1 protein-coding gene is annotated in these 1,067 nt (G+C 65.5%); it reads left to right on the top strand.

The window, feature by feature from the left end; translation table 11 throughout:
- Nucleotides 1–167: 167 nt before the first annotated feature.
- Nucleotides 168–1,067: histidine kinase dimerization/phospho-acceptor domain-containing protein (locus Pph01_RS42470; RefSeq protein WP_204078944.1), on the top strand; the 900-nt coding region annotated here is incomplete at its 3' end.

Below are 1,067 nucleotides of genomic sequence, written 5' to 3'. Positions count from 1 at the left end.
GGTAGTGCGCGGCATCTCCCATCCCTGGGTCCAACCACCATCTCACTCCACACATCACAGCCCCAGGGCTCGTGGGGTCAACCGGATCAGAGTGTCGGAGCATGAACGCGGCAAACAAATGTTCGATCGTCGCACGCATCACGCTGTTCACCGGCGTGGTGGCCGCCATGCTGTCCACGCTGCTGGCCGTCGTGATGATGATCGCCATCCATAGTTTGGCCACTGGCTCGCTCATCCGGGAGGTCCACGCGATCAGCGGTCAGGTGGCCCAGAAGGTCGAGCAGTACGTCCAGGGCTACGTCGAGCTACCGGGTAGTCGGTTCCGCAACATCCAGATCGTCGATCCGCGGGGGCATGTCGTCGTCTCCACAACAGCGCTACGCGGCAAGCCACCCATGGCCGAATTTGGCCCGGGCAGCCAGGGCAGCAAGCAGGCAGTCGTGTGCGATGGGGTGTTCGGGGCCGACAAGTGTGACATCGTGGTCGCGCAGTCGGCCCACCGGCCTGGTGGGGACTGGATCGTGTATGCCTCCTCACCTGTTGTGCCCTGGTGGATCGATCCGCAGTTCGCTGCCTTTCTCGGCGGGTCCGCGATCATCTTGGCCGTGGCCGTCACGTACCTCGCCAACAAGATCGCCATCGCGTCCCTGCGGCCGGTTGGTGCCATCCGACGGGAGCTCGACGAGATCAACGCGACCTGTCCCGGGCGCCGGGTACCGGTTCCGACGGGCACGTGCGAGATCCACTATCTGGCCACAAGCGTCAACCACACGCTGACCCGCCTGCAAGGAGCGATGGAGCGGCAGCGCCAGTTCGCCGCGGACGCCTCCCACGACCTGCGCAGCCCTATCACCGCGATGCGCGCGGAGGTCGAGGATGCGATGTTGGCGTCTCCAGAGGACACCATGAACAGGGCGGGGCGCGCCGTTCTCTCAAGCTTGGACCGGCTTGAGGCGATCGTGTCCGACCTGCTGACCATCGCCAAACTGGACGCCGGCGCGTCCGGCGAGAACGACCCGGTCGACCTGGCCGAGCTGGCGGAGGCAGAGTGCAGGAGGCGTCACCAT

The sequence above is a fragment of the Planotetraspora phitsanulokensis genome, from assembly GCF_016863295.1.
In the GTDB taxonomy this organism is placed as follows: domain Bacteria; phylum Actinomycetota; class Actinomycetes; order Streptosporangiales; family Streptosporangiaceae; genus Planotetraspora; species Planotetraspora phitsanulokensis.
The sequence above is the reverse complement of the archived record's forward strand: the minus strand, read 5'-3'. Positions and strand labels throughout refer to the sequence as shown.